The 21,534-nt window shown below is 41.4% G+C and carries 26 protein-coding genes; all 26 read left to right on the forward strand.

Annotated features, from left to right (window positions below; all coding sequences use genetic code 11):
- Window positions 1–22 precede the first annotated feature (22 nt).
- The 26 genes from flgB to NSQ36_RS07945 are packed head-to-tail and all read left to right on the forward strand — an operon-like array spanning window position 23 to window position 21,533.
- Window positions 23–412, forward strand: coding sequence for a flagellar basal body rod protein FlgB (gene flgB, locus NSQ36_RS07820; protein WP_012009952.1), 390 nt, complete (start codon window positions 23–25; stop codon window positions 410–412).
- Complete coding sequence (gene flgC / locus NSQ36_RS07825; RefSeq protein ID WP_012009953.1) at window positions 412–864, forward strand: flagellar basal body rod protein FlgC; 453 nt, start codon at window positions 412–414, stop codon at window positions 862–864. The genes flgB and flgC overlap by 1 nt, the downstream gene beginning before the upstream one ends.
- Window positions 865–875: 11 nt before the next feature.
- A complete protein-coding gene (gene fliE / locus NSQ36_RS07830; RefSeq protein ID WP_003212183.1) occupies window positions 876–1,193 on the forward strand; it encodes a flagellar hook-basal body complex protein FliE in 318 nt (105 codons plus the stop codon).
- 49 nt (window positions 1,194–1,242) lie between these two features.
- The gene (fliF, locus tag NSQ36_RS07835; RefSeq protein WP_034619909.1) at window positions 1,243–2,835 is read left to right on the forward strand and encodes a flagellar basal-body MS-ring/collar protein FliF; all 1,593 of its coding nucleotides are present in this window, start codon (window positions 1,243–1,245) and stop codon (window positions 2,833–2,835) included.
- An 11-nt stretch (window positions 2,836–2,846) separates the two neighbouring features.
- Complete coding sequence (gene fliG, locus NSQ36_RS07840; protein ID WP_003210883.1) at window positions 2,847–3,863, forward strand: flagellar motor switch protein FliG; 1,017 nt, start codon at window positions 2,847–2,849, stop codon at window positions 3,861–3,863.
- The gene (fliH, locus tag NSQ36_RS07845) at window positions 3,856–4,620 is read left to right on the forward strand and encodes a flagellar assembly protein FliH (protein ID WP_251191272.1); all 765 of its coding nucleotides are present in this window, start codon (window positions 3,856–3,858) and stop codon (window positions 4,618–4,620) included. Before fliG ends, fliH begins: the two co-directional genes overlap by 8 nt.
- Window positions 4,617–5,933 carry a flagellar protein export ATPase FliI gene (gene fliI / locus NSQ36_RS07850; protein WP_106065280.1) on the forward strand — a complete coding sequence of 439 codons (1,317 nt, stop codon included), beginning with the start codon at window positions 4,617–4,619 and terminating at the stop codon, window positions 5,931–5,933. The genes fliH and fliI overlap by 4 nt, the downstream gene beginning before the upstream one ends.
- Before the next feature lie 8 nt (window positions 5,934–5,941).
- The gene (gene fliJ, locus NSQ36_RS07855) at window positions 5,942–6,385 is read left to right on the forward strand and encodes a flagellar export protein FliJ (protein WP_034620036.1); all 444 of its coding nucleotides are present in this window, start codon (window positions 5,942–5,944) and stop codon (window positions 6,383–6,385) included.
- 12 nt (window positions 6,386–6,397) lie between these two features.
- Entirely contained in the window at window positions 6,398–7,096 is a 699-nt protein-coding gene (locus NSQ36_RS07860; RefSeq protein ID WP_251191271.1) for a MotE family protein, read from the forward strand.
- Complete coding sequence (locus tag NSQ36_RS07865) at window positions 7,097–8,419, forward strand: flagellar hook-length control protein FliK (protein ID WP_251191270.1); 1,323 nt, start codon at window positions 7,097–7,099, stop codon at window positions 8,417–8,419.
- The gene (gene flgD / locus NSQ36_RS07870; protein ID WP_251191269.1) at window positions 8,419–8,865 is read left to right on the forward strand and encodes a flagellar hook assembly protein FlgD; all 447 of its coding nucleotides are present in this window, start codon (window positions 8,419–8,421) and stop codon (window positions 8,863–8,865) included. The genes NSQ36_RS07865 and flgD overlap by 1 nt, the downstream gene beginning before the upstream one ends.
- Window positions 8,866–8,882: 17 nt before the next feature.
- Entirely contained in the window at window positions 8,883–9,677 is a 795-nt protein-coding gene (flgG, locus tag NSQ36_RS07875; protein WP_339207149.1) for a flagellar basal body rod protein FlgG, read from the forward strand.
- Window positions 9,678–9,714: 37 nt separating this feature from the next.
- Window positions 9,715–9,930 carry a flagellar FlbD family protein gene (locus tag NSQ36_RS07880; protein WP_034620035.1) on the forward strand — a complete coding sequence of 72 codons (216 nt, stop codon included), beginning with the start codon at window positions 9,715–9,717 and terminating at the stop codon, window positions 9,928–9,930.
- Window positions 9,927–10,355: a flagellar basal body-associated protein FliL gene (gene fliL, locus NSQ36_RS07885; RefSeq protein WP_003212424.1), complete on the forward strand. Its 429-nt coding sequence runs from the start codon at window positions 9,927–9,929 to the stop codon at window positions 10,353–10,355. The genes NSQ36_RS07880 and fliL overlap by 4 nt, the downstream gene beginning before the upstream one ends.
- 32 nt (window positions 10,356–10,387) lie before the next feature.
- On the forward strand, window positions 10,388–11,386 hold the full coding sequence (gene fliM / locus NSQ36_RS07890) for a flagellar motor switch protein FliM (protein ID WP_003212239.1): 999 nt from the start codon (window positions 10,388–10,390) through the stop codon (window positions 11,384–11,386).
- Window positions 11,376–12,500 (forward strand): flagellar motor switch phosphatase FliY, encoded by a 1,125-nt coding sequence (gene fliY / locus NSQ36_RS07895; RefSeq protein WP_050945045.1) that lies wholly within the window; start codon window positions 11,376–11,378, stop codon window positions 12,498–12,500. The genes fliM and fliY overlap by 11 nt, the downstream gene beginning before the upstream one ends.
- Window positions 12,501–12,527: 27 nt before the next feature.
- Window positions 12,528–12,890 (forward strand): response regulator, encoded by a 363-nt coding sequence (locus NSQ36_RS07900; protein WP_003212360.1) that lies wholly within the window; start codon window positions 12,528–12,530, stop codon window positions 12,888–12,890.
- 18 nt (window positions 12,891–12,908) lie between these two features.
- Entirely contained in the window at window positions 12,909–13,568 is a 660-nt protein-coding gene (gene fliZ / locus NSQ36_RS07905) for a flagella biosynthesis regulatory protein FliZ (protein WP_226805181.1), read from the forward strand.
- Window positions 13,561–14,226 (forward strand): flagellar type III secretion system pore protein FliP, encoded by a 666-nt coding sequence (gene fliP, locus NSQ36_RS07910; protein ID WP_003211147.1) that lies wholly within the window; start codon window positions 13,561–13,563, stop codon window positions 14,224–14,226. Before fliZ ends, fliP begins: the two co-directional genes overlap by 8 nt.
- A gap of 16 nt (window positions 14,227–14,242) precedes the next feature.
- Window positions 14,243–14,512, forward strand: coding sequence for a flagellar biosynthesis protein FliQ (fliQ, locus tag NSQ36_RS07915; RefSeq protein WP_003211206.1), 270 nt, complete (start codon window positions 14,243–14,245; stop codon window positions 14,510–14,512).
- 6 nt (window positions 14,513–14,518) lie between these two features.
- Window positions 14,519–15,298: a flagellar biosynthetic protein FliR gene (fliR, locus tag NSQ36_RS07920; protein ID WP_012009967.1), complete on the forward strand. Its 780-nt coding sequence runs from the start codon at window positions 14,519–14,521 to the stop codon at window positions 15,296–15,298.
- Window positions 15,295–16,383 carry a flagellar biosynthesis protein FlhB gene (flhB, locus tag NSQ36_RS07925; RefSeq protein WP_284906491.1) on the forward strand — a complete coding sequence of 363 codons (1,089 nt, stop codon included), beginning with the start codon at window positions 15,295–15,297 and terminating at the stop codon, window positions 16,381–16,383. The genes fliR and flhB overlap by 4 nt, the downstream gene beginning before the upstream one ends.
- Window positions 16,384–16,412: 29 nt before the next feature.
- Complete coding sequence (gene flhA / locus NSQ36_RS07930; protein ID WP_003212241.1) at window positions 16,413–18,446, forward strand: flagellar biosynthesis protein FlhA; 2,034 nt, start codon at window positions 16,413–16,415, stop codon at window positions 18,444–18,446.
- Entirely contained in the window at window positions 18,446–19,561 is a 1,116-nt protein-coding gene (gene flhF, locus NSQ36_RS07935) for a flagellar biosynthesis protein FlhF (protein WP_106032949.1), read from the forward strand. Before flhA ends, flhF begins: the two co-directional genes overlap by 1 nt.
- On the forward strand, window positions 19,558–20,463 hold the full coding sequence (locus tag NSQ36_RS07940) for a MinD/ParA family protein (RefSeq protein WP_339207153.1): 906 nt from the start codon (window positions 19,558–19,560) through the stop codon (window positions 20,461–20,463). The genes flhF and NSQ36_RS07940 overlap by 4 nt, the downstream gene beginning before the upstream one ends.
- Entirely contained in the window at window positions 20,460–21,533 is a 1,074-nt protein-coding gene (locus NSQ36_RS07945; protein ID WP_003210900.1) for a chemotaxis response regulator protein-glutamate methylesterase, read from the forward strand. The genes NSQ36_RS07940 and NSQ36_RS07945 overlap by 4 nt, the downstream gene beginning before the upstream one ends.
- The last annotated feature ends 1 nt before the right edge of the window (window position 21,534 follow it).

Raw genomic sequence — 21,534 nt, forward strand, 5'->3', positions numbered from 1 at the left:
ATATGATTGGAGGTATATGGTTTTGGATATATTTTCTGGAACGATAAGCAACCTTGAGAATGCCTTGGGCAGAGCGAATGTTAAGCAAAAAGTCATAAGCAATAATATCGCGAATATAGACACACCGAACTACAAGTCGAAAAACGTCGCATTTCATGATATGCTAAACGATGCGTCGATCAAGTTAGATGCTAAAAAAACATACCAAGGTCACATTGATTTTTCTAAAACAGGGTCTAATTATTCAGTTGTTTCGAGCAACCGTACTTCATATCAAGAAAACGGAAATAATGTCGATATTGATCAAGAGATGAGTGAACTCGCTAAAAACCAAATTCAGTATAATGCGTTGGTTGAAAGAATGAGTGGAAAATTCAATTCTCTTAAAACAGTTTTGACAGGAGGTAAGTGATGTCAATTTTTTCAGGCGTTAACGCTTCGGCCTCTGCATTAACAGCACAGAGGCTCAGAATGGACGTTGTATCCTCTAACCTTGCAAATATGGATACAACAAGAGCGAAACAGGTTGATGGCAACTGGGAGCCTTATAGACGTAAGCTCGTCACATTACAGCCGTCAGGTGAATCGTTTTCATCTATATTAAACTCAAGCATGAATTCGAGCGGTAAATTAGGAAACGGCGTGAAAGCAACGAAGATTACAGAAGACGAAACTCCATTCAACCTTCAATATGATCCTACAAATCCCGATGCCAATGAAAATGGATATGTTCAAACACCTAATGTTGATCCATTAAAGGAAATGGTTGACCTCATCAGCAGCTCAAGGTCATATGAAGCAAACGTGACCGCGCTAAATGCGAATAAAAGCATGTTGATGAAAGCTTTAGAAATAGGAAAGTAAGGTGAAAAGAATTGGTTAACGCAATATCTCCTTTCCAGCTTCAAGCTGCTCAGCAAGCAAGTGAATTGACAAATGCATCGTCCGTTCATGCGGCTGCACCTAAAAGTCAAACGAATTTCTCTGATGTGCTGAAGAATTCCATTGAGGCATTAAATCAATCACAGCTTAAATCAGACCAGTATACAAATGCACTTGCACAAGGAAAAGATGTCAATCTCGATGAAGTCATGATTGCCTCGCAAAAAGCGAGTGTGACACTCACAGCTGCAACGGAGTTTCGAAATAAAGCGGTCGAAGCGTACCAAGAGATTATGAGAATGCAGATGTAGGAGGTGCTGACGGACAAAAAAAGACTGAATGGAATGACCGGGGGTTAAGATGAATCGTACTTTAATGCAATTAAGAACAAAAACAGTTGAGTTTTGGCGAAATCGATCAAAATTACAAAAAATACTTATGATTGGCGGCGTTGCTGCCCTAGCAATCATTATTACGGTTGTTAGCATCTTTGCTTCTTCTGAAAAAATGGTTCCATTGTTTAGAGATTTGTCTGAGGCAGAAGCTGGGCAAATCAAACAGGAACTAGATGGCAAAAACGTTAAATCGGAACTTGCGAATAATGGAACAACGATTCTCGTTCCAGAAAAGCAGGCCGACTCTTTAAAAGTAACACTCGCATCTGAGGGTCTCCCTAAGACAGGGAATATTGATTACTCCTTCTTTGCGAATAATTCCGGCTTCGGTTTAACAGATAATGAATTTGATGTTCTGAAAGTAGACGCAACTCAGACAGAACTATCCAATCTAATCAACACGATTGATGGGATAAAAGATTCAAAAGTTATGATTAACCTGCCAAAAGATTCCGTTTTTGTTGGAGAAGAGCAAAGTAATGCATCAGCATCCATTGTGCTGCAAGTTGAACGTGGCTACACGCTCGCGCCGCAGCAAGTAAAAGGCCTTTATCATCTTATTTCAAAAAGTGTACCGAATTTAAAGACAGAAAACATTGTCATTATGGACCAAGATTCCAACTACTACGATTTAAACAGCAGTTCCGATTCCTATGCAAGTGGAATGGATGCACAGCAGCAGAAAAAAGAAGAAATTGAAAAGAACCTTCAAAGAAAAATTCAACAGCTGCTGGGAACAATGATGGGTCAAGAAAAAGTCGCTGTATCGGTCACAACAGACATTGATTTTACTGAAGAGAAAAGAAAAGAAGACCTTGTAGAACCAGTTGATAAAGAAAACATGCAAGGCATCGCTGTCAGTGCTGAAAAGATTGCTGAAACTTATTCAGGAAATGGTGCAGCAGCTGGTGGAACCGCTGGAACAGGCGACGATGATGTCACAAACTATCAAGGCGCCGATGGAGCGAATGGTAGCGGAGATTACGAAAAGAGCGAAGATCGTATCAACTATGAAGTCAACCGCATTCATAAAGATATCAAAGAGAGCCCTTATAAAATTAGAGATGTTGGCATTCAAGCATTGGTCGAACCACCAACTGCAAACGATGTGAACTCTTTAACAGCTGAAAGGCAAGATGATATTAAAAAGATTCTTTCAACGATCATTAGCACGTCAATTGATAAAGAATACACAAATGGTCAAGCGCTCACTCAAGCGGACTTAGATAACAAAATTGTTTTATCTGTATCAAAATTAGACGGTAAACAGCAAACTGCAGCAGAAAACCCATCAAACAATATTCCAATTTGGGTTTATATTGTAGGCGGTGTGCTACTACTTGCAATTATCGCTCTCATTATTCTTCTTGTGCGTAAACGCAGAAAAGAAGAGGAAGAAGAGTTTGAGTTTGATGAACATACACCAATTCATGTTCCTGATATCGACACTGAACCAGAAACAGAAGAAATGGTGAGGAAAAATCAGCTTGAAAAAATGGCAAAAGATAAACCAGAAGACTTTGCTAAATTGCTACGCAGCTGGCTGTCCGAGGATTAGGAGGAATACACATGTCGAGAAAAGATTCAAATCGACTAACAGGCAGACAAAAAGCAGCAATCCTAATGATTTCCTTAGGGCTAGAGGTGTCAGCATCTGTATACAAACATCTGTCTGAAGACGAAATAGAAAAATTAACATTGGAAATTTCCAATGTGCGAAGTGTAGATACTGCTAAAAAAGATGAAATCATTGAAGAATTTCACAGCATCGCCATCGCGCAGGACTACATATCACAAGGCGGTCTTATGTACGCAAGACAAGTGCTTGAAAAAGCGCTTGGTGAGGACAAAGCGGATAGTATCTTAAACCGATTAACATCCTCACTTCAAGTGAAACCGTTTGATTTTGCTCGAAAGGCTGACCCAGAACAAATCTTAAACTTTATCCAGCATGAGCATCCACAAACCATTGCGCTCATCCTTTCCTACTTAGATCCAGTTCAAGCAGGGCAGATTTTATCTGAATTAGGTGAGGAAGTACAAACAGAGGTTGCGAGACGTATTGCTTTAATGGATCGCACATCTCCAGAGATCATCAATGAAGTGGAACGCATTCTTGAACAAAAACTTTCTTCAACCTTTACGCAAGACTATACGCAAACGGGCGGAGTCGAAGCGGTTGTAGAAGTACTAAATGGTGTAGACCGTGCGACCGAGAAGACCATTTTAGACACTCTTGAAATTCAAGATCCTGAGCTTGCTGATGAAATTAAGAAACGTATGTTTGTCTTTGAGGATATTGTCACTCTTGACAGCAGAGCGATTCAGCGCGTGATCAGAGATGTTGAAAATGATGACTTATTGCTTGCACTCAAAGTGGCAAGCGAAGAGGTCAAAGAAATTGTCTTCCGCAACATGTCACAGAGAATGGTCGAAACGTTCAAAGAAGAAATGGAGTTTATGGGACCTGTCCGGCTTAGAGATGTCGAGGAAGCACAAACCCGTATTGTCAGCATCGTAAGACGACTCGAGGAAGCTGGAGAAATCGTCATAGCTCGAGGCGGAGGAGACGATATCATTGTCTAGGATTATCAAACATGAAACATCTGTTATTCCTGAGCAAGGCCGGCAAACGATTCCTTTGCAGCAAGTGGAGTTCAAAAAAGAACATCATGAAGAAGAGCTTGTCAATGAAACAGAAGTGTCGCAGCTTGTACTAAGTGATGCTGAAGATCAAGCAAGCCGTATAGTAGAACAAGCAAATAGTGAGCTTGAAAAAACAATGGCTGAAATCAATCAGCGCCGCGCTGATTTTGAAGAAGAAAGAATGCAGCTTATTGAAGAAGCGAAACAAGCAGGTTACCAAGAGGGCTTCCAAAAGGGTGAAGCAGATGCGATGAGTCAGTACCGATCAATTCTTGATCAAGCAAATGACATTGTCAGTCTTGCCAAGCAGGATTACGAAGAAAAAATTGAAAGCTCCGCAGAAAAAATTGTGGAACTGGCTTTTGAACTCGCCAAACGTGTTTGGTACTCGGCTGAGGACACGAAAGATCAATTTTTGGCTCTCGTGAAGCAGGTCATTTCTGAAGTGAAAGAATATGACGATATTTCCATCTATGTTGACCCTGAACATTACGATCATGTGATGGAGTATAAAGACGAATTAATCAGAATCCTTCAAAAGGATACACACCTTGCCATTTACTCGGATGAAAAAGCGCCAAAAGGGACTTGTTACGTAGAAACAAGCTTTGGAAAAGTGGAAGCGAGTGTTGATACACAAATGAATCAGTTGAAAGAAAAGCTACTAGAAGTCATTGATTCAGGTGATCACAAATGAACATCGATGTGTTAAAAGAAACGATTGAAACCGCAGATCCTTATAAACGATTTGGTAAAGTCAATCGAGTTGTTGGACTGATGATTGAATCTAAGGGGCCGGAAAGTTCTATCGGAGACGTGTGTCTCATTCATAAAAAGGGGCGTAAGCACGATCCAATAAAAGCAGAGGTCGTAGGGTTTAGAGATGAAAATATTCTGCTCATGCCTTATGTAGAAGCATCCAATATTTCACCAGGAAGTCTAGTTGAAGCGACAGGTGAGTCGCTGAAGGTCAAAGTTGGGACTGGGTTAATTGGCGAAGTTGTTGATGCCTTCGGTGAACCGCTGGACGGCAGTATGCTTCCAAAGGGACTTGCACCTGTTTCGACAGATCAGTCACCTCCAAACCCGATGGACAGGCCACCTATTCGTGAAAAAATGGGCGTTGGTGTCAGAGTGATCGACAGTCTGCTTACAGTCGGCACTGGTCAGCGGATCGGTATTTTTGCCGGAAGTGGTGTTGGAAAAAGTACCTTAATGGGGATGATTGCTAAGCAGACAGAAGCAGACCTCAATGTCATTGCCCTTGTTGGAGAACGTGGCCGGGAAGTTCGTGAGTTTATTGAAAAGGATTTAGGTACCGAGGGACTAAAGCGATCGATTGTTGTCGTCGCAACTTCTGACCAGCCTGCACTGACGAGAATGAAGGCTGCTTATACAGCAACAGCTATTGCAGAATATTTTAGAGACAGAGGCAAAAATGTCATGTTCATGATGGACTCTGTTACACGGGTCGCTATGGCACAAAGGGAAATCGGTCTTGCAACTGGTGAACCGCCAACGACAAAAGGATATACGCCTTCGGTGTTCGCTATACTGCCAAAATTACTTGAACGAACTGGAACGAATCAGCTTGGTTCTATCACAGCGTTTTACACAGTGCTTGTTGATGGTGACGATATGAATGAGCCAATCGCTGATACAGTCAGGGGAATCTTAGATGGCCACATTGTACTTGATCGTGCTTTAGCCAACAAAGGACAATTTCCTGCTGTCAATATTCTGAAAAGTATCAGCCGTGTTATGAGCAATATCGCAAGTCATGATCACAAGGAGGCGGCCAACCGGTTCCGCCAGCTTTTATCCACTTATCAAAACGCTGAGGACCTCATTAACATTGGAGCATATAAAAAAGGCTCCTCGAAAGACATTGATGATGCCATGCAGGCTTATCCTCATCTGATTTCATTTTTGAAGCAGGATGTAGAAGAGGCTGTATCTATTGAAGACAGTGTGAATGTATTGCTCGGTTTGATGAATAGAGAGGATTGACAAAAACAGTGAGATATCAATACAAATTTCAAAAGCTCTTAGAACTGAAAGAAAGTGAAAAAGACAAGTCACTCGCAGCGTACCAACAATCCGTTTCGGCATTTGAGCAAGTCGCTGAAAAGCTCTATGAAAATATGAGTAAAAAAGAATTAATGGAAAAAAGCAAAGAAGAAAAGCTGAGAAGTGGTATGAGTGTTCAAGAAATGCGTCATTATCAGCAATTTGTGACCAATTTAGATAACACCATTCAGCATTATCAGCAGCTTGTGATCATGAAACGCCATCAAATGAATGAAAAACAATCTGATTTAACTGAAAAAAACATCGAGTTTAAAAAGTTTGAAAAAATGAAAGAAAAGCAGTACGAAAAGTTTTCCCTTGAACATAAGGCCATTGAAATGAAAGAAATGGATGATATCTCTATCAGCCAATTCATGTTTCAAGGACATTAGGAGTCGAGATGAATGCCTAAGAAGGAAAAAACGAAAGAATCAAGCGGCGGTAAATTTCAATGGATCTTGTTTATTGTCATCATCCCATTGATTGTGCTTGTGTTAGTGACTGGCACAATCCTTTATATGGCAGGTTTTGATCTGAAGAAACCGCTCCAAAACATTCCGGGCGTCAGTAGTTTGGTTGGTTCAGATGACACCTCAAAAACGTCATCTTCACATAATAATCAAAGCGATGCAGAATTGAAGGAACTGAAAAAGACCATTAAAGAGCAAAAGAATGAACTTGAAATTGCACAAAAAGACTTAAAAACAAGTGATGAAGAGATTAAAAGACTGAATCAAAAAATCAGTTCACTCGAAAAAACATCTGAAAATGATGCGAATGATAATTCAGCGGATGACAGTTCATCAAATAGCAGCTCATCAAGCGATACATCAGGTAATAATGCATCAGGGACAACTTCTGATGGGGCAGCAGCCTCTAACCAGAAACCGAAAGGGAAGATTGCCAGTATCTATGAAAGCATGGACGCAGGGAAATCCGCCAAAATTTTATCAGAATTAAGTGATAAAGAGGCATTGAAGATCCTCGAAGAGCTGAGCAAAAATAAACTAACAGACATATTAGCAAAACTAACACCTCAGAAGGCAGCTACGTTTACGAAAGAGCTTTCTAAAAAAGAAAGTGAAAATGGGGGTGGACAATAAGTGAAGCTATTGGATATTGGAGCCTTACAGCAATCGTCTCAAGGTCTCTCGGGACCAAAGGGGAGCGGCGCGGCATCTGCAAGCGGGTTGTTTAAACAATTACTTAGCGGGGCAGGCGCACAAAGCGGCCTTGTGAATGCTGAGACAGCGGGTGCTACTCTTTCCATCAATGATGCGATGCAAATCATTGAAAAATGGATGCAATCGCCTGAAGAAGGCATCAACGGAGACCTTCTTAGCGCGCTTCAAACACTTCAAGGTCAAATGCTTGATTCGTCTGATCTCAAGTCACTAGAAGAGCTATTTCAAAAAATGGAATCATCCATTTACGGTGATCAAACGGATAAGTCAGCTTCTGAACATAGTGAGCAGCTCATACAAGTCCACTTTTTCATATATCAACTACTCAATCAACAGCCGCTCAGCTTTGATGCAAAGCTAGTGCAAGATATTGAAGCAAAGGGTCAAGACTTCATTCACTTTCTTTCAAAAAATGGAGTAGATGAGAAACTGATTCAGCAAGTAAAAGAGCAGTTTTTCTCGCAGGGTTCAGCACCAAAGCTGAATTCGATGTCTCAAAGTGAGCTGAAACACTTTAATCAGTTAATCGACCATATGATGGCAAATGCAAAAGGGTCAGACAAAGAGTTGAAGATTGCTTTAGGAGAGTTAAAAGAATTGGTCTCTCCAAGACAAGAATCTACTCTTGCTACTCCTGCAAAAGGGGCTAACTCTCTTGAATGGCTCATCAAAAAGGAAGTTGTCAAAGGACAAAGCACTGCTGCACCTGCTTCTGAAAAAACAATCACTCATACGCTGTTGCCAGGTCATAAGCAGTTTTTTCAACTGCAATCAGCAGCTCCTGTTCAGCAGACACAAACAACTGATGAAAAGCCGGGAACGGTTGATCAGCAAATTCTAAATACGTGGAAGCAAATGAAATTCACGCCATTTGGCAACTCAAGTGGGCGCTTTACAGTTCGGTTAAATCCAGAAAATCTCGGATTTATCACGATTCAGCTGACGAAGCAAAATGGTATGTATGCGAGTAAAATTACAGCTTCGACACAGGCAGCAAAAGAACTGCTAGAGCATCACCTTCCGCAGCTCAAGCAGGCGCTTCCGAATATGTCGGTTCAAGTGGACCGTTTTCATATACCGCTTCAATCAAATGAGCAGCCGTTATTTGGACAATTTAACGAAGAAAACAAGCAGCAACAGTCAAAAGGGCAGAATTTCCAAAAGCCTGATGAACAGGAAGCAGAATTCCAAGATGTACTGGATGCTCTTGTTGGGTCAGATGAAGAAGAGGAGGAAATCTAATGGCAACAGTTGATGCTACGAATAGAACAGTCGCACAAACAGACACTTCTTCAAAAGCAGAAAAGAAAACAGATACGCTCGGCAAAGATCAATTCTTGAAAATTTTGCTCACGCAGCTTCAAAACCAAGATCCGACAAACCCACTAGATGACCGTGAGTTTGTCACACAGCTTGCGACATTTTCATCTTTAGAACAGCAAACCAATATGAACGATTCTATCACCAAGCTGAATCAGCTCATGTCTACATTTGTTGCACACCAAGATCCGTTTACGACGTATGTAGGCTGGATTGGTAAAGAAGTATCGGGCAAGTTGGATGATAAAGAGATATCGGGCACTGTGAAGTCTGTTAAAAACATAGACAATGAATACTTACTTGTTTTAGAAGATGGAACGAAAATCAGCCCTTGGGATGTTACAGCAGTTGGAGAAAAAACGAAGTAATTCGAGGAGGAAAATAAATGTTACGCTCACTTTACTCAGGAATTAGCGGAATGAAAAACTTCCAATCAAAATTAGATGTGGTAGCCAACAACGTAGCCAACGTCAATACACACGGATACAAAAAAAGCCGTATCACTTTTAAAGATATGGTCAGTCAAACAATTTCAAGCTCAGGTGGACCAACGAACAACTCTGGCTCAATCAACTCTAAACAAATTGGTTTAGGATCATCTTTATCTTCTATTGATAAAATCATGAAATCAGGTTCTTCTCAAAATACAGACGAACCATTTGATTTCTATATTAATGGAGATGGATTTTTCCGTATTCAAAAGCAAGGTGAAATCCTATTTACAAGAACAGGGAACTTCAAACCTGATTCAAATGGGGATTTGGCAACACCTGATGGAAACTATCTACTTGGCATGGATGGGCAAAAAATCAACATTCCACGAGACAATGTGTCAAGTGTCAGTGTTGGGCCAGATGGGACCGTTTCTGTTGTTGAGAACAACGTTTCTCGTACTGTTGGGCAAGTATCACTTGTGTCATTCAGTAATGCAGGAGGATTAGATAAAGTTGGGGATAACCTATACCGCCAAACACTAAGTTCCGGTGCGCCAAGTAATGCCATCGCTCCTGGAAGTCAAGGAACAGGTGAACTTCAAACAGGGAAACTTGAAATGTCAAACGTTGATTTAACAGACGAGTTTACCGAAATGATTATCGCGCAGCGTGGATTCCAATCGAATGCAAAGACGATCACAACATCTGATGAAATCCTGCAAGAGCTTGTGAATCTGAAACGATAGGAGGTAGGGGGAGCGGATGATCGCTTCTCTGCTTAATATGATCGAAGTGACAAGATTGAATGGCAAAGGATTTATGCTGAACGCTCTCCATATCGAGCAAATCGAAAGCTTTCCAGACACGACCATTACATTAGCCAATGGAAAGAAATTCGTTGTGAAAGAAAATGAAGAGCAGCTTCAAGAGAAAATCATTTCTTTCTACAGAAAAATCCAAGTCATTTCATTGAATCAAGGAATAGAGGAATTTGAATGAAGAAGAAATTAGTCGTAGTAATGCTAATCATGATTATTGCCATCGGCGGAATAGGAGCAGGCATCATTTTTCTGTTGAATGGTTCAGAAGAAGCAAAAGCTGAAAAAGAGCCAACAGCAGATGAAGTCGTAAAAGCTTCTGTTGAAATTCCTGAGATTATCACCAATTTAAAGTCTGAAGGAAATGCGGTCAAACTTGTATTGAATATTGAAACAGACTCTGAAAAAGCAAAAGAAGAGCTCGAGAAAAGAAGTTTTCAAGTGAAAGACGCCGTAATTGACATTTTATCAGACACAAATGCAGATGAACTTGATGGCAAAAAAGGCAGAGAACATTTTAAAACACTAGTTAAAAACAAAGTGAATAACTATTTGCAAGATGGCAAGGTGAAAGAAGTATATATAACCTCCTTTAATCTGCAATAGAGGCGATTAATTGACACGATGGAGGTGAAGAAATGTCAGGAGAAGTGCTTTCCCAGAATGAGATCGATGCATTATTATCCGCCATATCTACAGGCGAAATGGATGCAGAAGAGCTGAAAAAAGAAGAAACGACGAAAAAAGTAAAGGTGTATGATTTTAAACGTGCACTTCGCTTTTCGAAAGACCAGATTCGAAGTTTAACAAGGATTCACGATAACTTCGCTAGACTGCTCACCACACACTTTTCAGCTCAGCTAAGATCATATATTCAAATTACTGTCAGCTCGGTTGACCAAGTACCATACGAAGAATTTATTCGTTCGATTCCTAATATGACATTATTAAACTTATTTTATGTCAGCCCGCTTGAAGGAAGAATTATGCTTGAAGTGAACCCAACAATCGGCTATGCCATGATGGACAGGCTGATGGGCGGGATAGGCATTAGTCATAATAAGACAGAATCACTTACAGAAATCGAAACAAAGATTATCTCAAACATGTTTGAGGGAGCTTTGGAAAATTACAGAGAAGCGTGGCAGTCCATAACCGACATCGAGCCTGAAATGGCAGATTTCGAGGTAAATCCCCAGTTTGTTCAAATGGTGTCACCAAACGAAACAGTTGTCGTCATTTCTCTTAATACACAAATTGGTGAGGTAAGCGGGGTTATTAACCTATGTATTCCTCATGTTGTATTAGAGCCTATTATTCCAAAGCTGTCTGTACACTACTGGATGCAGTCTGAACGAAATGAACCAAAACAACAAGAAACAAAGGCTATTGAAAAACGGATTATGACGGCAAAGATACCGGTAGTCGCAGAGCTAGGGGAATCGGAAATGACGGTGGAAGAGTTTTTGAATTTGGAAATTGGTGATTGTATTGCCTTGGACAAACCAGTAAATGCGCCTCTTACTGTTATGGTCGGAAATAAACCGAAATTCTTGGGACAGGCCGGCCGCGTGAATCGGAAACAGGCGATTCAAATTCTAGATCACGACATAAGAGGTGAAGAAGATGGAGAATAACGGAAGTAAATTATCACAAGACGAAATCGATGCGCTCCTTAAAGGAGGCAGCAATGACGATATAGAGCCTGAAACAATCCTTTCTGCAATGGAGCAAGATGCCATTGGAGAAATCGGAAATATTTCATTCGGCAGTTCTGCTACAGCACTTTCAACCCTATTAAATCAAAAAGTGGAGATTACCACTCCAACTGTGACAGTGATTCAAAAAAGTATGCTGAATGAGGAATTTCCTCATCCGTATGTCGCGATTGAAGTGAATTATACGGAAGGCTTCAGCGCAAGTAACCTGCTTGTCGTCCAGCAAACAGATGCAGCAGTCATTGCGGACTTAATGATGGGCGGAGACGGGACAAATGCTGACCCTTCTTTAAGCGAGATTCACTTAAGTGCAGTGCAAGAAGCGATGAACCAAATGATGGGTTCTGCTGCGACATCCATGTCGACGGTCTTTAATAAAAAGATTGATATTTCTCCGCCTCGCGTCGAATTACTTGATGTGAAAGAAGGAGAAGGAACAGACCGGATCCCAGCTGAAGAAATGCTTGTCAAAGTGTCCTTCAGATTAAAAATAGGAGAGCTCATTGATTCAAATATTATGCAGCTTTATCCTATTACATTTGCGAAAGATTTAATCGCAGAATTAACAGACCCAGCGCAGGAGGAAGAGCCGGTTCAAGACACGCAAGTGAGCACACCTGAACCTCAGCAGGCAGCACCTCAAACGCAGTCTGCACCAGCGCAGCAAGCTGCTCCGCCGAAAAGACAGGCGAAGCCAAAGCCGGCAGCACCTGTAAATGTGGCACCAGTTGAATTTGAAGCGTTCAGTGAGCCTCAGCATACAACAAGCCAGCTTGGAAATCTTGATATGCTGATGGACATTCCGCTTTCCATTACGGTGGAACTTGGAAGAACTCAGCGAAGTGTCAAAGAAGTCCTTGAGCTTTCAGCAGGAAGTATCATTGAACTGGACAAACTTGCTGGTGAGCCAGTAGACATTCTAGTGAACAAACGAATCGTCGCCAAAGGGGAAGTCGTTGTCATTGATGAGAACTTTGGTGTTCGTGTGACTGATATTTTAAGTCAGTCAGAAAGACTTTCTAATTTAAAATAAACAAACATACAGGGAGAGAATAAGTAAATGGCTACTAAGGTATTAATCGTAGATGATGCAGCATTCATGAGAATGATGATAAAGGATATTCTTGTAAAAAACGGATTTGATGTAGTAGGAGAAGCAGAAAACGGCGCTCAAGCAGTTGAAAAATTTAAAGAAACATCTCCTGATCTTGTCACAATGGATATCACAATGCCAGAAATGGACGGGATCACAGCATTAAAAGAAATTAAACAAATCGACGCTTCTGCAAAAATCATCATGTGTTCAGCAATGGGCCAGCAGTCAATGGTTATTGACGCGATCCAAGCAGGTGCAAAAGACTTTATCGTGAAGCCGTTCCAGGCAGACCGTGTACTTGAAGCAATTAATAAAACGTTAGGCTAAAAAAGGGTGTAAGACTTGTTGAAAAAACGTTTGGTATGTATAGCAATGATCAGTTTTATGCTTTTCTTAACGATACAGCCTGCCTCACTGTTTGCTGAAACGAAAGATCCTGAAAATGGCACAGTGAATGACTGGCTCAAAGAAGAGAAAGGCAGCAAAAAGGATACAGAAAAGACAACCACTGACAATCAAACGAATCCGGCAGAAGAAGTTCCCTCTTCTTCTGTCTCCATTATGGATTTTGTCAAAATGATTGGTGCCTTACTTTTTGTCATCCTGCTTATTTATGGATTGGTGAGATTTGTTGGTAAGCAAAACCGCTTACTTAAACCATTTCGCTATGTTGAAAATATTGGCGGAACGACGGTTGGCCAAAACCGTTCAGTCCAGCTTATAAAAGTGGGCAAACGAGTATTAGTTGTCGGAGTAGCGGACTCAATCCAGCTGCTAAAAGAAATTGATGATGAACAAGAATGTGAAGCGATCGTGAAACAATATGAAGAAGCGATGGAAAGTAAAACAGATTTACCAAAAATCGTTCAAAAATTCACATCTCAGATAAAGAAACAGGATCAGCCAACCACTTCTTCTTTTTCAGCCAATTTGAAGGCGCAGCTAGCCGAATTGAAAAAGACCCAATCAGAAGTCAGAAAGAAAGGCCCGAAACAAAATGAATGAGTTTATCGATTTATTTAATTCCAGCGGTGCAGGGAATATTAGCACGTCTGTCCGTCTTCTTTTACTTTTAACCGTATTTTCGGTTGCACCAGGCATTCTCATTTTAATGACGTGTTTTACACGAATTGTGATTGTACTTTCATTCGTTAGAACGTCACTTGCAACCAACTCAATGCCGCCAAACCAAGTGCTTGTAGGGCTTGCATTGTTTCTCACATTTTTTATCATGGCACCCACGTTCTCAGAGATTAATAAAGAGGCACTCACGCCGCTTTTAAATGATGACATTACGCTCAATCAGGCATATGAAAAAGCCGAAGTGCCCATTAAAGAATTTATGAGTAAACATACGAGACAGAAGGATTTGGCTTTATTTCTTAGTTACGCAAAAATCGATACACCTGAATCGATAAAAGATATTCCGTTAACGGCGATGGTACCCGCTTTTGCGATTTCAGAATTAAAGACGGCATTTCAAATTGGTTTCATGATCTTTATTCCCTTTTTAATTATTGACATGGTGGTCGCAAGTGTTCTGATGTCAATGGGGATGATGATGCTTCCGCCGGTTATGATATCGCTCCCTTTTAAAATATTGTTATTTGTTTTAGTCGATGGATGGTATTTGATTGTTAAATCTTTGCTGCAAAGCTTTTAGAGTAGGTGCTTAAAACATGAGTTCAGAATTTGTCATTACGATGGCTGAAAGATCAGTGTATGTGGTATTGCTTGTCAGTGGGCCGCTTCTAGCGCTCGCTCTTATTGTGGGACTGATTGTCAGTGTGTTTCAGGCGACAACCCAAATTCAAGAACAGACGCTTGCGTTCATTCCTAAAATTGTTGCAGTTCTTATCGGGCTTGTTGTGTTTGGTCCATGGATGCTGTCAACCATTGTGTCCTTTACGACAGAGCTGTTCTCGAATTTAGATCGATTTGCAGGTTAACGAGCGATGTCAATCATAGAATTATTCCCTGCTTTTCTATTAGTTTTTATTCGGATCACCGCTTTTTTTGTGACAGTACCGCTTTTAGCGCATAGAACGATCCCAGCTGTACACAGAGTTGGATTCTCTCTGTTTTTAGCCGTGATTAGTTTTAGCACGATTAAGGAACCGCCAGCACTCGACATAGACGGTCTTTATATGATGCTTGCGGTGAAAGAAGCAATGGTCGGACTTCTGCTTGGTTTGATTGCATATATCATGGTGTCCGCTGTTCAAATTGCCGGCTCATTTATTGATTTTCAAATGGGCTTTGCGATCGCCAATGTGATTGATCCGCAAACAGGGGCGCAAACGCCGCTGATGGGGCAGTTTTTTTATACGGTCACATTGCTATTGATGCTGGCAACCAATGCACACCACCTGCTGCTTGATGGAATCTATTACAGCTTTCAATATATTGCAGTTGATCAGTACGCACTGAATTTCGGCAGTGAATCCTTTGCTTATTTTATTGCAAAGAGCTTCAACCAAATGTTCATCATTGCCTTTCAAATCTCAGCACCGGTCGTTGCCAGCTTGTTTTTGGTCGATTTGGCACTGGGCATTGTGGCACGAACAGTTCCACAGATGAACGTTTTTGTTGTCGGACTTCCTATTAAAATGGGTGTGAGTTTTATTATGATCATCATCTGTATGGGCGTCATCTTCGGGGTTGTCCAAAATACATTTGATACGATTGTACTCACCATGAGGAATTTCTTAGCATTGGTCGGTGGTTCGTCATGATGACAAGACTTAGACTAGACTTGCAATTTTTCGCAGGCGAAAAAACAGAAAAAGCAACGCCGAAAAAGAGACAAGATTCACGTAAAAAAGGTCAGGTTGCCAAAAGTACCGACGTCAATACAGCCATCTCATTTCTATTAATCTTTTTATCATTCTTTTTTATTGGGCCTTTTATGAAAGAGCGTATTATTGCGCTCATTGAACGTTTTTATTCAACAACGATGCTAATGAAGGTTAGCACATCTAATATTCATCAACTATTTGTGGAATTGCTTCATGAAACAGGGCTCCTTCTCATGCCAATCCTTGGTGTTGGTATGCTGGCAGGCGTTATCAGTAACTATTTACAAGTTGGCTTTCTCTTTTCAACAGAAATCATCAAACCGAAATTAGAAAAGCTAGATCCTATTAAAGGGTTTAAACGGATATACAGTATTCGAGCCCTCGTAGAGCTATTAAAATCCATTTTGAAAATTGGTTTAATTGGTTTTGCGACATTTATTGCACTTTGGATGCACTTTGACGAAATCCTGAGGCTTCCTTTATTAACAGCAGAGGAAACCCTTCATTTCGTCGCAAATATGACCTTGATTATGGGGCTATATGCAGCAGGTGCTCTCATGATCTTAGCAGGGCTTGATTATATGTATCAGAAATTTGATTATGAAAAAAACTTACGGATGTCCAAACAAGACATCAAAGATGAGTATAAAAAATCAGAGGGTGACCCGCTCATAAAATCTAAGATTAAACAGCGCCAGCGGGAAATGGCCATGAGACGGATGATGCAGGAAGTCCCAAAAGCGGACGTCATCATTACAAACCCAACCCACTATGCAATTGCTTTGAAATATGACGAAGAAAAGATGGACGCGCCCTTTGTTGTGGCAAAGGGAACAGATATTTTAGCTTTGAAAATTAGAACGATTGCGAAAGAGCACGATATCATGACCGTAGAAAACCGGCCGCTCGCTCGGGCACTATATGATCAGGTCGACATCGACCAAGCGGTCCCAGAGGAATACTTTAAGGCGATCGCAGAAATTTTAGCTTACGTCTATAAAACGAAACAAAAGATTTTATGAATTTTTGGTTTTAAAAGGAGAGAACAGGCATGTCAGCAAGAGATTTATCTGTTATATTCAGTGTTATTTTAATTGTGGCGATGCTGGTCATACCGTTTCCGCCAATGCTATTAAGTATTTTAATCATTATTAATATTTCTCTTGCGCTTATCGTGCTTCTCACCACTATGAACATGCAAGAACCACTGGAATTTTCAATTTTTCCATCATTGCTTTTGCTCTTAACACTGTTTCGTTTAGGGCTTAACATCTCTACAACACGTTCTATTCTTTCAACAGGAGATGCTGGAAAGGTTGTAGAAACGTTTGGTTCATTTGTTGTTGGAGGAAATATCATCGTTGGTCTCGTTGTTTTCCTTATTCTGATCATCATTCAGTTTATTGTTATTACTAAAGGGGCTGAGCGTGTATCAGAGGTTGCGGCAAGATTTACACTTGATGCGATGCCAGGTAAACAAATGAGTATTGACGCTGATTTAAATGCAGGGATGCTGACAGAAAGTGAAGCAAGAAACCGCCGTGAAAAAGTAGCGAGGGAAGCAGACTTTTATGGAGCGATGGACGGTGCCAGTAAGTTCGTTAAAGGGGACGCCATCGCTGGTATTATCATCGTTATCATCAATATTATATTTGGAATTATTATTGGGATGCTTCAGCAAGGCATGTCGATTCAAGAATCAGCTTCCCACTTTACCCTGTTAACAGTAGGGGACGGAATTGTTTCTCAAATTCCGGCACTCCTCATTTCAACGGCGACAGGGATTGTTGTTACGAGAGCAGCTTCTAACGGAAACCTTGGATCAGACATTACAGGTCAGCTCTTTGCATTCCCAGCTATGCTTTATGTCACAGCAGGCACGATCTTCCTTCTTGGGCTGTTTACACCAATCGGCATACTTTTGACAGGACCGATCGCAGGTTTAATTGCACTTGGCGCATACATGATGTCGAAAAACAAACAAGACCAAGAAGAAATTGAAGAGGTACTGGAGGAACAGGCAGAGGTAGAAGAGATGAAAAGTCCAGAAAGCGTTATTCATCTCCTGCAAATGGATGCCATTGAATTTGAATTTGGCTACGGCCTCATCCCGCTCGCTGATGCAAATCAGGGCGGTGACCTGTTAGACCGAATTGTGATGATCCGAAGGCAGCTTGCCCTCGAACTTGGTCTTGTCATTCCAGTCGTACGGATCCGGGACAATATTGCACTGAACCCAAATGAATACCGGTTGAAAATTAAAGGGAACGAAGTAGCAAAAGGAGAGCTGCTGCTTGATCATTACTTAGCGATGTCTCCAACGCCTGATGATGATCCGATTGAAGGGATTGAAACAATTGAGCCATCCTTTGGTCTTCCGGCTAAATGGATCTCAGAAGCAGAAAAAGATCAGGCTGAGATGCTTGGCTATACGGTTGTAGATCCTGCATCGGTTGTGTCTACTCACATTACAGAGAAAATTAGACAAAACACACACGAACTGCTCGGGCGCCAAGAAACGAAGCAATTAATCGATCATCTAAAAGAAAGTTATCCTGTCTTAGTGGATGAGGTGACGCCAAACCCACTAGCAGTTGGTGATATTCAAAAAGTGTTGGCAAAACTGCTGAAAGAAAAGGTTTCTATTCGAAATCTTGTCACCATTTTTGAGACGCTTGCAGACTACGGAAAATTAACGACGGATACAGATTTGTTAACAGAGTATGTCAGACAGGCGCTGGCAAGACAGATTACTGCACAATATGCGAGAGAAAATGAATCGCTCAAAGTCGTGACATGCTCAGGCCGAGTGGAAAAGGTGATTGCTGACAGCGTACAGCAGACAGAGCATGGCAACTACTTATCGTTAGATCCAGAATCCTCTGAAAGTGTGATTCAATCAGTGGCGAGAGAAATTGAACAGCTTTCGCTTCGTCAGGAAACGCCGGTTCTATTGTGCTCACCTCCTATAAGAATGTACGTCAAGCAGCTGTTAGAAAGATATTTCCCGGATTTACCGGTACTATCTTATAACGAACTAGAAGCAAATGTGGAAGTACAGAGCATCGGAGTGGTGGATATCTAATGAAAATGAAAAAAATCACAGCGAATTCAATGCAGGAGGCAACGATTCAAATTAGGCAGCAGCTTGGAAAGGATGCCGTCATTTTAAATTCCAAAACCGTTGTGAAACGAAAGCTGTTCGGTTTAAAGAAACAGCAAATGGTTGAAGTGATTGCAGTGCTGGATCAAGATTTTGAAGAAAGAGCGGGTAAAGGTGGACACCCTGCGCCTCCTCTTCCAGTATTTCCGAAAAAGGAGCAGATTCAACACCGGCCTGAAGAGCCGTCTCTTGCTCCTGAGGCAGTGAAACCAGTACCTTCTCAAGCTCAGCCTTTAGAATATGCGAGGAATGAGCGGCATGCTGGTATTCTGCCTGATCCTCTCATGGCAATCGATCAAAAACTGAAGGATCAAGGTCTTGATGATGTCATTCGAGACGAATGCCTCAAAGGTCTTTTAACGAAGGGTGCTGTCAAGGAAGATCAAATTCAAAAAGAACTTGAACAACAGCTGACAGATATGCTGCCGGCTCACACCTCTGATGAGCCGATGATTCGTTCAAAATACATTGTGCTGTTTGGTTCAACTGGAGCTGGTAAAACAACAACGATTGCAAAGCTCGCTGCCAAAACGGCCATTCAGAAGCAAAAGAAAATCGCTTTTATTACAACAGATACGTACCGAATTGCAGCGATCGAACAACTGAAAACATATGCGGAACTGCTCAATGCACCGCTTGAGGTTTGTTATTCGAGAGAGGATTTTGTAAAAGCTCAAGAGACGTTTAAAGAGTATGATCATATTTTCGTAGACACAGCGGGTCGTAACTTTAAAGAAGAAGCGTATATCAAAGAGCTGACAGACATCATTCCATTTAATGAAAGCATTCAAAGTTTTCTAGTGATGAGTGCGACCTCGAAGTATCAGGACATGAAAGCCATGGTTAAACGCTTTGAACACGTTCCAATCGATCAATTCATTTTTACAAAGGTAGATGAAACAGACACGATGGGAACCATCTTTCAAATCATTGCAGACTCTCAAATTGGACTTGGCTTTTTAACAAATGGTCAAAATGTTCCTGAGGATATTCTTGAGGGCTCTCCTCTTGAATTAACAAGGATGGTCTTACAATGATGAAGCCCGACCAAGCAGAAGGTTTAAGAAAGCTCGTTCAGCAGAATCAAACGATCGCACCAGCTCCTCTTGGTATAAGCGGACAGGCAAAAACCATTGCTGTCATGAGCGGTAAAGGTGGGGTTGGAAAATCGAATTTGACGCTGAATATGGCACTGTCTATCGCAAATGCAGGGAAGCGAGTGTTAGTCATCGACCTTGATTTTGGTATGGGCAATATTGATATTTTACTAGGAAAAACTTCGACTAGCTCTATATTAGATGTTCTTGTCAGGAAGAAATCCTTCCAAGCAGCTATGACCCAAGGAACGAACAACCTTTATTACATTTCTGGTGGCAGCGGACTTGAACAGCTGTTTTCTTTAGATAAAGATCAATGGTCGTTCTTTCTAGAGGAAATGGAAAGAATGATGCACGACTTTGATTGTATCTTCTTTGATATGGGGGCTGGCTTGTCTAAAGATCAACTGCCTTTTGTTTTATCAGCAGGAGAAGTTGTGGTTGTGACAACGCCAGAACCAACATCAATCATGGATGCCTACAGCGCAATTAAATACTTAGCGATTCATCAGTTCGAACAATCTGTGCAAATCATTGTCAACCGGTGTAAAACCCCGTCAGAAGGGTCAGAAACCTATCGGAAATTAGCAGGAGTGGTCACATCATTTTTACACAGAAAACTAGTATTTGCTGGTGCTGTGCCGGATGATCCTGCGGTTCCAAAAGCGGTGGCTGAACAAATTCCATTTTATTTGAAGCAGCCTCATTCACGGCTGAGTAAAACGATCAAGATGCTGGCAGAAACACTTTATCAACAGCAGATAAGAGAGGCACAGAGAGAGCAGCATACGTTTATAGATAAGTTGTCCTCTTTTTTTAAAAGGAGGAAGGTGGACTCATGATTAGAGTGCTTGTAGTAGATGACTCGGCCTTTATGCGAAAGCTCATTAGTGATTTCCTAAGTGCCGAGCAAGAAATAGAAGTCGTCGGAACGGCGCGAAATGGGGAAGATGCCTTAAAACGGATCAAGGAACTGAATCCAGATGTCGTCACATTAGATGTGGAAATGCCTGTTTTAAATGGAACAGAAGCATTAAAACAAATTCTGGCTGAACACGACCTTGCCGTGATTATGGTGTCAAGCCAGACAAAGCAAGGGAAAGATTTAACCATCCATTGCTTAGAACTTGGTGCTTTTGACTTTGTGACAAAGCCTTCAGGAAGTATTTCGCTCGATTTACACAAAGTAAGAGGCCAAATTGTAGAGCGGGTGCTTGCGGCAGGGCTGTCAAGGAAACGCACTGAAGTACAGGTTTCTCCAAAGCCGGTGATGAAGCCGCCAATTCCAGTGGCTACACCTCGCCCGCAAGCCGTAAAAAGTGGCTCACTCCGAAAGATTATTTCAATCGGAACATCAACGGGAGGGCCAAGGGCACTTCAACGAGTTGTCACGAAGCTGCCTAAGGACATAGAAGCACCTATTTTGATTGTGCAGCATATGCCGGCAGGATTTACAGCATCACTTGCTACTAGGTTAGACCATTTATCTCAAATTTCGATTAAAGAAGCACAAGATGGAGACATCGCTAAAAATGGAGTGGCTTACATAGCGCCTGGTGGAATGAATATGTCACTTCATGAACAAGGGGCATCCTTAGTCATCAGGCTATCTCCAGAGGACACGGAAAGCCGGCACAAACCTTCTGTTAACTATTTATTTGAATCCATCAGTCATATAAAGGGTTACGAGAAAATTGCTGTCATTATGACAGGCATGGGTAGTGACGGCACAGAAGGTGTCAAAAAAATGGTCGCAAGCGGTCATACAAAAGTCATTGCAGAAAAAGAAGAATCATGTGTTGTTTTCGGAATGCCTAAATCAGTCATTAAAGCAGGCCTTGCACATGAAACAAGGCATGTGGATGACATCGCACATGCAATTATAAGCTCCATGAAAAAAGAGAGGGCGTGAA

The sequence above is a fragment of the Bacillus sp. FSL W8-1143 genome (assembly GCF_037965155.1).
In the GTDB taxonomy this organism is placed as follows: domain Bacteria; phylum Bacillota; class Bacilli; order Bacillales; family Bacillaceae; genus Bacillus; species Bacillus pumilus.

Bases quoted from the DNA above. Each gene is read 5' to 3' on its own strand.
- fliY (WP_050945045.1), top strand. From the start codon at position 11,376: ATGGAGAATAACGGAAGTAAATTATCACAAGACGAAATCGATGCGCTC.
- NSQ36_RS07880 (WP_034620035.1), top strand. From the start codon at position 9,715: ATGATCGAAGTGACAAGATTGAATGGCAAAGGATTTATGCTGAACGCT.
- NSQ36_RS07860 (WP_251191271.1), top strand. From the start codon at position 6,398: ATGCCTAAGAAGGAAAAAACGAAAGAATCAAGCGGCGGTAAATTTCAA.
- flgC (WP_012009953.1), top strand. From the start codon at position 412: ATGTCAATTTTTTCAGGCGTTAACGCTTCGGCCTCTGCATTAACAGCA.
- flhA (WP_003212241.1), top strand. From the start codon at position 16,413: ATGTCAGCAAGAGATTTATCTGTTATATTCAGTGTTATTTTAATTGTG.
- fliG (WP_003210883.1), top strand. From the start codon at position 2,847: ATGTCGAGAAAAGATTCAAATCGACTAACAGGCAGACAAAAAGCAGCA.
- flhF (WP_106032949.1), top strand. From the start codon at position 18,446: ATGAAAATGAAAAAAATCACAGCGAATTCAATGCAGGAGGCAACGATT.
- NSQ36_RS07945 (WP_003210900.1), top strand. From the start codon at position 20,460: ATGATTAGAGTGCTTGTAGTAGATGACTCGGCCTTTATGCGAAAGCTC.
- flgG (WP_339207149.1), top strand. From the start codon at position 8,883: ATGTTACGCTCACTTTACTCAGGAATTAGCGGAATGAAAAACTTCCAA.
- fliQ (WP_003211206.1), top strand. From the start codon at position 14,243: ATGAGTTCAGAATTTGTCATTACGATGGCTGAAAGATCAGTGTATGTG.
- fliL (WP_003212424.1), top strand. From the start codon at position 9,927: ATGAAGAAGAAATTAGTCGTAGTAATGCTAATCATGATTATTGCCATC.
- flgD (WP_251191269.1), top strand. From the start codon at position 8,419: ATGGCAACAGTTGATGCTACGAATAGAACAGTCGCACAAACAGACACT.
- fliP (WP_003211147.1), top strand. From the start codon at position 13,561: ATGAATGAGTTTATCGATTTATTTAATTCCAGCGGTGCAGGGAATATT.
- flhB (WP_284906491.1), top strand. From the start codon at position 15,295: ATGATGACAAGACTTAGACTAGACTTGCAATTTTTCGCAGGCGAAAAA.
- fliF (WP_034619909.1), top strand. From the start codon at position 1,243: ATGAATCGTACTTTAATGCAATTAAGAACAAAAACAGTTGAGTTTTGG.
- NSQ36_RS07940 (WP_339207153.1), top strand. From the start codon at position 19,558: ATGATGAAGCCCGACCAAGCAGAAGGTTTAAGAAAGCTCGTTCAGCAG.
- fliM (WP_003212239.1), top strand. From the start codon at position 10,388: ATGTCAGGAGAAGTGCTTTCCCAGAATGAGATCGATGCATTATTATCC.
- fliI (WP_106065280.1), top strand. From the start codon at position 4,617: ATGAACATCGATGTGTTAAAAGAAACGATTGAAACCGCAGATCCTTAT.
- NSQ36_RS07900 (WP_003212360.1), top strand. From the start codon at position 12,528: ATGGCTACTAAGGTATTAATCGTAGATGATGCAGCATTCATGAGAATG.
- fliR (WP_012009967.1), top strand. From the start codon at position 14,519: ATGTCAATCATAGAATTATTCCCTGCTTTTCTATTAGTTTTTATTCGG.